Below are 8,584 nucleotides of genomic sequence, written 5' to 3'. Positions count from 1 at the left end.
CGGCGAGGACGAGGCGATGAAGCCCTTCGTCGGCCCGCTCCAGCCGGCGCTGAACGACCTGCAGGCCGCGGTGATGTGGCTGATGCAGAACGCCTTCTCGAAGCCCGACAACGCGGGCGCCGGGGCCACCGACCTGATGCACCTGCTCGGCAACGTCGTGCTCGGCTACATGTGGGGCAAGATCGCCAAGGCGGCGCTGGCGCGGAAGGCCGAGGGCGTCGACGCCGAGCGGATGGAGGCCAAGCTCGTGCTCGGCCGCTTCTTCATGGAGCGGATGCTGCCGGAGACGTCCTTGCGCCTCGCGCGGATCAAGGCCGGCGCCGAGACCACCATGGCGTTGCCGGCCGAGGCGTTTTAAGCAGTCGCTGCAGAAAAGCCCTCCCCCCTCCGCGGGGGAGGGTGCCTCGCGGATGCGAGGCGGGAGAGGGGCCGGCTCAGGTTCATCCGGAAAGGTCGCTCCCCTCACCCGACCCCCTTCGGGGGCCACCCTCTCCCGCGGAGGGGAGAGGGATCGAGGCGACCGGGAAGACGAGGAAGCGCATATGCCCGAGGCCTACATCTACGATCACGTCCGCACCCCCCGCGGCCGCGGCAAGCCGGACGGCTCGCTGCACGAGGTGACGGCGCTGCGCTTGGCCGAGACGGCTCTGCGCGCCCTGAAGGACCGCAACGGGCTCGACACGCGGCAGGTCGACGACGTGGTGCTCGGCTGCGTCGATCCGGTCGGCGAGGCCGGCGGCGACATCGCCCGCGCCGCCGCGCTGGTCGCCGATTACGGCAACCACGTGCCGGGCGTGCAGATCAACCGCTTCTGCGCCTCGGGCCTCGACGCCATCAACTTCGCCGCGGCGCAGGTCATGGCCGGCCAGCACGACCTCACCGTCGGGGGCGGCGTCGAATCGATGAGCCGCGTCGGCCTCGGCGCCTCGGGCGGCGCCTGGCCGGTCGATCCGGCGATCGCGGTCAAATCCTACTTCATGCCGCAGGGCGTCTCGGCCGACCTGATCGCCACCAAGTACGGCTTCAACCGCGACGCCTGCGACGCCTACGCCGTCGAGTCGCAGAAGCGCTCGGCCAAGTCCTGGGACGAGGGCCTGTTCGCGAATTCCGTCGTGCCGGTGAAGGACATCAACGGCATCACCCTGCTCGACCGCGACGAGCACATGCGGCCCACCACCGACATGCAGTCGCTGGCGAGCCTCAAGCCCTCCTTCGTCCAGATGGGCCAGATGGGCGGCTTCGACGCGGTCGCCGTCGATGCCCATCCGGATGTCGAGGCGGTGGACCACGTCCACCACGCCGGCAACTCCTCCGGCATCGTGGACGGCGCGGCCGCCGTGCTGATCGGCTCGCGCGAGGCGGGCGACCGCGCCGGGCTGCGTCCGCGCGCAAGAATCCGGGCGTTTGCCAATATCGGCTCCGATCCGGCGCTGATGCTGACCGGCCCCGTCGACGTCACGAAGAAGGTGCTGGCGCGGGCCGGCATGAGCCTGTCCGACATCGACCTGTTCGAGATCAACGAGGCCTTCGCCTCGGTGGTCCTGCGCTTCCACCAAGCCTTCGACCTCGACCCGGCCCGGGTGAACGTCAACGGCGGCGCCATCGCCATGGGCCATCCGCTCGGCGCTACGGGCGCGATGATCCTCGGCACCGTGCTCGACGAGCTGGAGCGCACCGGCAAGGAGCGGGCGCTGGTCACCCTCTGCATCGGCGCCGGCATGGGCACCGCCACGATCATCGAGCGGGTGTGATCGACGGGGCGGCGTCAACCGCCGCCCGGCCCTGCCATCCCCGCGCAAACGCTGCTAAGGGCCTCCCACGCCGCGCCCTTTTCGATCGGGGTCGGCCCAGAACGCCAATGGGAGACACGCCACGATGACGTCGAGAAAAGCCGCCCTCTGCCTTGCTGTCATGCTGGCCCTGCCGCTCGCGGCGCGGGCCGACGACAACGCCGACAAGCTCGCCGTCGCCACCCAGCTGACCGAGAAGACGGTGCTGAAGAACCTCGATACCGGCTTCTACGGCGCGCTGGAGAAGACCGTCTCGACCATGCCCGAGGACAAGGCCGAGAAGGTGCGCAAGGAGGCCAAGGCCGAGTTCGACAAGCAGCGCAAGGAGCTGCTCGACGGCCTGTCCAAGCAGTACGCCGACAAGTTCAGCCTCGACGAGCTGAAAGAGCTCGACAAGATCTACGAGGACAAGACCTACCAGAAGTTCCAGGCCGTCAACGCCGACCCGAAGTCCGAGGTGAACCTGCTCTCGCAGGCGGTGGTGACCCGGCTCCTGAACATGCTGACGCTCGCCGCCGCCAGCGACCAGACCGGCGGTGCGCCGGGCGGCCTGCCCGGCGGCATGCCGACGCCGCAGAAGTGATCCGCGGGGCGCCGGCCTGACGGCGCTTCAAGCCGAAGCACCGGCGGCCGTTTCCGCCGCCGGTCTTCTCAGATAAGGCCCGAGGAAGAGCGATGACCGAAGCTTTGAAGAACTTCCGCTTCGAGACCGATGCCGACGGCATCGCGGTCGCAACCTGGGACATGCCCGATCGCTCGATGAACGTCATCACCATGGAGGTGATGGCGGAGCTGGAGCGCATCGTCGACGCGGTGGTGGCCGACGAGGCCGTCAAGGGCTGCGTCATCGTCTCCGGCAAGAGCAATTTCTCCGGCGGCGCCGACCTCACCATGCTCCAGGGCCTCGGCGCCGAGTACGAGCGGCTGAAGGCCGCCGAGGGCGAGGACGTGGCCATGCGCCACTTCTTCGAGGAGTCGCGGCGCCTCAGCCTGGTGTTCCGCAAGCTCGAGACCTGCGGCAAGCCCTTCGCCGCGGCGGTGCACGGCCTCTGCCTCGGCGGCGCGTTCGAACTCGCGCTCTCCTGCCATCACCGGGTGCTCGCCGACGACGACAAGACCCGCGTCGGCCTGCCCGAGATCAAGGTCGGCCTGTTTCCCGGCGGCGGCGGCACGCAGCGGGTCGCCCGGCTGATGCAGACCGGCGACGCGCTGCAGATGCTGTTCAAAGGCGAGCAGATCCGCCCGCTCATGGCCAAGAACATGGGGCTGGCCCACGCCGTCGCCCCGGCCGCGGAACTCGTCGAGCGGGCCAAGGCCTGGATCCGCGAGGGCGGCTCTCCGGTCGCGCCCTGGGACGTGCCGAAGTTCAAGGCGCCGTCCGGAAAGGTCTACTCGCCCGCCGGGATGATGATCTGGCCGCCGGCCAACGCGATCTACCGCCGCGAGACCCACGACAACTACCCCGCCGCCAAGGCGATCCTGGCCTCGGTCTACGAGGGCCTGCAGCTGCCGATGGATCTCGGCCTCAAGGTCGAGAGCCGCTACTTCGCCCACATCCTGCGCACCAAAGAGGCGCAGGCGATGATCCGCACGCTGTTCATCTCCATGGGCGAGATCAACAAGGGCGCCCGCCGGCCGAAGGATGTCGAGCCGACGAAGGTGGCCAAGGTCGGCGTGATCGGCGCCGGCTTCATGGGCGCGGGCATCGCCTACGTCACGGCTCAGGCCGGGATGGAGGTCGTGCTGATCGACCGCGACCAGGAGGCCGCCGATGCCGGCAAGGCGCATTGCCACAAGCTGATCACCGGCCAGATCAACCGCGGCAAGGCCAAGACCGCCGACCGCGACGCGCTGCTCGCCCGCATCACCGCGACGCCCGACTATGCCGCGCTCTCGGATTGCGAGCTCGTGATCGAGGCGGTGTTCGAGGATCCGGCGGTGAAGGCGGAGGTGATCGCCCGGGTCGAGGCGGCGCTGCCCGAGCACGCGATCTTCGCCTCCAACACCTCGACCCTGCCGATCTCGGGGCTCGCCCAGGCGTCGAAGCGTCCCGCGCAGTTCGTCGGCATCCACTTCTTCTCGCCGGTGGAGAAGATGCTGCTGGTGGAGATCATCCGCGGCAACCAGACCGGCGACCGCGCCGTCGCCACCGCCCTCGACTACGTCCGCGCGATCAAGAAGACCGGCATCGTCGTCAACGATTCCCGCGGCTTCTTCGCCAACCGCTGCGTGCTCGCCTACGTCAAGGAGGGCCACAAGATGCTCGCCGAGGGCGTGCCTCCGGCGATGATCGAGAACGTGGCCCGGATGGCCGGCATGCCGGTCGGCCCCCTCTCCCTCAACGACGAGGTGGCGCTCGATCTCGGCCTCAAGATCATGCGGGCGACCGAGGCGCAGCTCGGCGAGAGCGCGGTCGATCCGGACCAGAAGCGGCTCCTCGTCGCGATGGTCGAAGGCCACGGCCGGCTCGGGCGCAAGAACAAGCGCGGCTTCTACGACTACCCGGAAGGCGGCCAGAAGAAGCTCTGGCCGGGGCTCGCCGAGATCCAGCCGGACCGGCTCGACCCGGACGGCATCGACATCGACGAGTTGAAGCACCGCTTCCTCGTGGTGCAGGCGCTGGAGGCCGCCCGCACGATGCAGGAGGGGGTGGTGATCGATCCGCGCGAGGCGGATGTCGGCTCGATCCTCGGCTTCGGCTTCGCCCCGTTCACCGGCGGCGCGCTGTCCTACATCGACTTCATGGGCGCCAAGGCGTTCGTGGCGCTGGCCCGCGAACTCGAAGCCAAGCACGGTCCCCGCTTCACCCCGCCGGACAACCTCGTGGCGATGGCCGAGACCGGCGGGCGCTTCTACGACGCGCTGAAGCAGGCGGCGTAGAGCATCGTTCCGAAAGGCGGCCGCCGGCTTTCGGAAAGAGGCGATTGCCGCGATCCGGGCGCCCTTTCCCCCCGGGGAGGGCAACCCTCCGCCGCGGAACCGAAAAGCTCCGCTTTCGTTCACCGCCCGACTGCTGTGAGCGAACCGGAGTTCCCCTTGTCGACCCTCATCAAGATCCTGATCGCGTTCTTCCTGCCGCCGATCTCGGTGCTGATGACGAACGGGTTCGGGCTTCAGTTCCTCCTCAACATCCTGCTCTGCATCCTGTTCGTGCTGCCGGGCTCGATCCACGCCCTCTACCTGCTCCTGCGCGACCGCTGAGGGATCAGGCCGACCCCGCGAGGGCGTCGCGCTGCGCCCTCAGATGGGCCATCAGCCGCTCGACGAGACGGCCCGGCGGGCGTCCCGCCGGGTGGATCATCACCGTTTCGATGGTCAGGCGCGGCCGGAACGGCCGCAGCACGATCGGCAGACCGGTGAGCGCCCGCGCCGGCAGCGGATCGACGATGGCCACGCCCAACCCTTCGGCGACGAGGCCGCAGCGGGCCGCCGTGTACTGCGCCGTGAAGGCGAAGCGCGGCGCGAGGCCGGCGTCCGCGAAGGCCGCCTCGACGCCGCGCTGCAACGGGCCCGGCGCACCCGCGATCATGGGCTCGTCCGCGAGGTCCGCCACGGCCACCGTCGCCCGGCTCGCCAAGGCATGCCCGGGGGGCAGCGCGCAGACCGCATCGACCGCGAGGAAGGGCTCGCGGACCACCGCCCCGTAGCCTGAGCGCGGCCGCACGAGGCCGAGATCGCATTGCCCCGACGCGGCCCAGGACCAGATCGTGTCCGGGCTCGGCACCTGCACCGCGACGTGGACGCCGGGATGGTCCCCGGCGAGGCCGCGGATGGCCCGCGGCAGCAGGCGGTCGGCGAGCGAGGGCTGGCAGGCGACGCGCAGCGGGCCGGTGCCGAGATCGCGGATCCGGCCCGCCGCCGCGCGCAGGGCGTCGAGCCCGGCATAGGTCCGCTCGACCTCGCGGGCGAAGGCCTCACCCTCCCGTGTCGGCAGCGCGGCGCCGTGGCCGCGCACGAACAGCGCGAAACCGAGATCGGCTTCGAGTTGGGCGATGGCGCGGCTGACATGCGGCTGGCCGATGCCGAGCGCCGCGGCGGCCCGCGTCATGCCGCCGTGGCGCAGCACCGCGCGAAACAGGTCGAGATGGGCGGGGTTCATCATGCCTTGATTGCATGGATTGCGCCATTCGAGGCATTTGACGGCATGAGGCTGCGATGGTGTCAATGTCCCGGCCGCGCCCCGTTGATGCCGAGAACCGATGCTTCGCCTCCTGCTTCCGTCCCTCCTCGCGCTCGGCGCGGGCTTCAGCATCGTGGTCCAGCAGGTTCTCAACACGAACCTGCGCACGGCCCTGAACTCGGCGGCATGGTCCGGCTTCGTGAGCTACGCCGTCGGCCTCGCCTGCATGGCGCTGCTCATCGTGGCCCTGCGCGATCCCCTCCCCTCCGCGGGCGTGGCGGCGCGCATTCCGTGGTGGGCCTGGAGCGGCGGCGTCTTCGGCGCGCTCTTCATCGGGCTCGCCATCGTCCTCGTGCCGCAGCTCGGCGCGGCGGCCTTCATCGCGCTCCTCGTCGCGGGGCAGATGCTCGCCTCGGTCGCCTTCGACCATTTCGGCTGGATGGGCCTCGCCCAGCGCCCCCTCGACGGCCCGCGCCTCGTCGGCATCGCCCTGCTGGTCGGCGGCGTGATCCTGATCCGGCGCTGACCGGGCTCAAGCGCCGATCGCCTGCAGCACGATCTCCCGCCGATGCCCCCGGTCGCGGTGCTCGATCAGGTAAATCCCCTGCCACGTCCCCAGGGCGAGGCGACCGTCGCGCACCGGCACGGTCAGGCCGGAATCGGTCAGCATCGTGCGGATATGGGCGGGCATGTCATCCGGCCCCTCCATCCCATGGACGTACTGTAAGTGGCGCGGGGCGAACCCGTCGAGGGCGGTCATCAGGTCGGTCCGCACGTCCGGGTCGGCGTTCTCCTGGATCGTGAGCGAGGCCGAGGTGTGCCGGCAGAACACGCTGACGAGGCCGGAGCGGAGGCCGCTCTCCGCGACGAAATCCGCCACCGCGGCGGTGATGTCCGTAAATCCCTGGCCGGGCGTGGCGACCGTCACCCGCGCGCTCGCCTGCCGCGTCGCCGCGCCCGCCGAAAAGCCTTCGAGCGGCCCGATCTTTCCGGCGCTTCTGCCCGCCTGCCTCATTCCGATGCCTCCATCGCCGCACCCGGCGCGACCTCGCGCTCGCCGCGGGCGAGAATCCGCTCCAGCACCTCGATCCGGTCGGCCTCGGCCGGCGGCTTGTCCCAGCGGATGCGGCTGACGCGGGGAAAGCGCATCGCCACGCCCGACTTGTGCCGGGTCGAGCGCTGGACGCCCTCGAAGGCGATCTCCAGGACCAGCCCGGCATCGCGGCCGTAGGCGACCTCGCGGACCGGGCCGAAGCGCTTGGTCGTGTGGTTGCGGACGTAGCGGTCGAGCTTTTGCAGCTCGGCATCGGTGAAGCCGTGATAGGCCTTGCCCACCGGCACCAGCTCCTCGCCCTCCGCCCCCTCGCGCCAGCAGCCGAAGGTGTAGTCCGAGTAGAAGGACGAGCGCTTCCCGTGGCCGCGCTGGGCGTACATTATCACCGCATCGACTACGTAGGGCTCGCGCTTCCACTTCCACCACGGACCCTTCGGCCGGCCCGGAAGGTAGGGGCTGTTGAGGCGCTTGAGCATCACGCCCTCGATGGCGTCGGCATCCGCCCCGGCGCCCGCCGAGGCCGGGTCGGCGCGGGCGGCGGCCACATCCTCCCAGGTCGCGAAGGGGACGAGGGGCGAGAGGTCGATGCGGGCGTGGTCGAGACGCCGCACCAGGGCCTCGAGCCGCGGCCGGCGCTCGCCGAAGGGCAGCCCGCGCAGGTCTTCGCCCTCGGCCGACAGCACGTCGTAGGCGCGGACATGGGCGGGGAATTCGTCCAAGAGCTTGCCCGTCACCGCCTTCCGGTTGAGCCGCTGCTGCAACACGTTGAAGCTCTGCACCCGCCCCTCGCGCAGGATCAGCAACTCGCCGTCGATCGCGCCCTCGAAGGTGATCGCCTCGGCGAGATCGGGGAAGGCGTCGGAGATGTCCTCGCCGGTGCGCGAGTAGATTTTCTGGATTTGCCGGCCTTGAGCATCGCGTCCGCCGGCGAGCTGCACGCGGATGCCGTCCCATTTCCACTCGGCGGAGAACGCCTCGGGTTCGAGCTTCTCGAGGTCGTCGAACTCTTCCACCGGGTGCGACAGCATCGGCGGGCGGAACGGGGCCGGGTTGCGGCTCTCGGGCCGCTCGGCCCTGCCCTCCACCCAGGCGAACAGCTCGGTGTAGGGCGGTTTGAGCCCGTGCCAGACCTCCTCCACCGCATCCGCCTCGTGCCCGCCGAGGGCGCCGACCGCGGTCTTGGCGAGCCGCGCCGAGACGCCGACCCGCAGGTTGCCGGTGACGAGCTTCAGCAGCGCCCAGCGCCCGGTCTCGTCGAGCGCGTCGAGCCAATGGGCGAGATGCTGCGGCAGGGCGCGCTTCGGGGTGGTGGCGAGGGTTTCGACCACCTCCGCGAGGGTGGGGACGGTCGGGGGCGGGTTGTTGTGGCCGAGACCCGGTGCATCCCCTCTCCCCGCGTGCGGGGAGAGGGCTTCGGCGACTTCGTCGTCGCCGAAGCGAGCCGGCAGGCGATGGTGAGGGGGCTTGTCCGATGGAGCCTCACCCGGAAGCGCCCCCTCACCCTCGCTACCGCCCGTCGCGCCGACGCCCCCAGTTGGGCCTGCCCGACGTGGGTCCTGGGGGGCGGAGCTTGGGTAGACCCAAGTTCCGTGGTCGTCGCGACCCTCTCCCCGCGTGCGG

General features: G+C 70.4%; 9 protein-coding genes. 6 read left to right on the top strand and 3 right to left on the bottom strand.

The features are described from left to right. The 5 genes from MFF42_RS19855 to MFF42_RS19835 all read left to right on the top strand — a co-directional run. The coding region (locus tag MFF42_RS19855; protein WP_238257298.1) for an acyl-CoA dehydrogenase C-terminal domain-containing protein at positions 1–358 on the top strand (358 nt) is incomplete at its 5' end. Positions 359–542: 184 nt separating this feature from the next. Beyond that, positions 543–1,751, top strand: coding sequence for an acetyl-CoA C-acetyltransferase (locus tag MFF42_RS19850; protein ID WP_238257297.1), 1,209 nt, complete (start codon positions 543–545; stop codon positions 1,749–1,751). Positions 1,752–1,875: 124 nt separating this feature from the next. After that, entirely contained in the window at positions 1,876–2,373 is a 498-nt protein-coding gene (locus MFF42_RS19845; protein ID WP_238257296.1) for a DUF2059 domain-containing protein, read from the top strand. Positions 2,374–2,465: 92 nt separating this feature from the next. After that, positions 2,466–4,670: an FAD-dependent oxidoreductase gene (locus MFF42_RS19840; RefSeq protein ID WP_238257295.1), complete on the top strand. Its 2,205-nt coding sequence runs from the start codon at positions 2,466–2,468 to the stop codon at positions 4,668–4,670. A gap of 156 nt (positions 4,671–4,826) precedes the next feature. Beyond that, on the top strand, positions 4,827–4,991 hold the full coding sequence (locus MFF42_RS19835; RefSeq protein WP_238257294.1) for a YqaE/Pmp3 family membrane protein: 165 nt from the start codon (positions 4,827–4,829) through the stop codon (positions 4,989–4,991). A 4-nt stretch (positions 4,992–4,995) separates the two neighbouring features. On the opposite strand, the gene MFF42_RS19830 is transcribed toward MFF42_RS19835, so the two are convergent. Continuing rightward, the gene (locus MFF42_RS19830) at positions 4,996–5,892 is read right to left on the bottom strand and encodes a LysR family transcriptional regulator (RefSeq protein WP_238257293.1); all 897 of its coding nucleotides are present in this window, start codon (positions 5,890–5,892) and stop codon (positions 4,996–4,998) included. A 97-nt stretch (positions 5,893–5,989) separates the two neighbouring features. On the opposite strand from MFF42_RS19830, the gene MFF42_RS19825 reads away from it, so the two are divergent. After that, entirely contained in the window at positions 5,990–6,436 is a 447-nt protein-coding gene (locus tag MFF42_RS19825; RefSeq protein WP_238257292.1) for a DMT family transporter, read from the top strand. Positions 6,437–6,442: 6 nt separating this feature from the next. Here MFF42_RS19825 and MFF42_RS19820 read toward each other — a convergent pair whose 3' ends face one another. Further along, complete coding sequence (locus tag MFF42_RS19820) at positions 6,443–6,925, bottom strand: secondary thiamine-phosphate synthase enzyme YjbQ (RefSeq protein ID WP_238257291.1); 483 nt, start codon at positions 6,923–6,925, stop codon at positions 6,443–6,445. Next, a partial coding sequence (locus MFF42_RS19815; RefSeq protein WP_238257290.1) for a cisplatin damage response ATP-dependent DNA ligase occupies positions 6,922–8,584 on the bottom strand: 1,663 nt, incomplete at its 5' end. The genes MFF42_RS19820 and MFF42_RS19815, both read right to left, overlap by 4 nt.

Source organism: Methylorubrum podarium, from assembly GCF_022179745.1.
Lineage (GTDB): Bacteria > Pseudomonadota > Alphaproteobacteria > Rhizobiales > Beijerinckiaceae > Methylobacterium > Methylobacterium podarium.
The sequence above is the reverse complement of the archived record's forward strand: the minus strand, read 5'-3'. Positions and strand labels throughout refer to the sequence as shown.

Coding starts and splice junctions, on each gene's coding strand:
- MFF42_RS19850 (WP_238257297.1), top strand. CDS start 543: ATGCCCGAGGCCTACATCTACGATCACGTCCGCACCCCCCGCGGCCGC.
- MFF42_RS19840 (WP_238257295.1), top strand. CDS start 2,466: ATGACCGAAGCTTTGAAGAACTTCCGCTTCGAGACCGATGCCGACGGC.
- MFF42_RS19820 (WP_238257291.1), bottom strand. CDS start 6,925: ATGAGGCAGGCGGGCAGAAGCGCCGGAAAGATCGGGCCGCTCGAAGGC.
- MFF42_RS19825 (WP_238257292.1), top strand. CDS start 5,990: ATGCTTCGCCTCCTGCTTCCGTCCCTCCTCGCGCTCGGCGCGGGCTTC.
- MFF42_RS19845 (WP_238257296.1), top strand. CDS start 1,876: ATGACGTCGAGAAAAGCCGCCCTCTGCCTTGCTGTCATGCTGGCCCTG.
- MFF42_RS19830 (WP_238257293.1), bottom strand. CDS start 5,892: ATGATGAACCCCGCCCATCTCGACCTGTTTCGCGCGGTGCTGCGCCAC.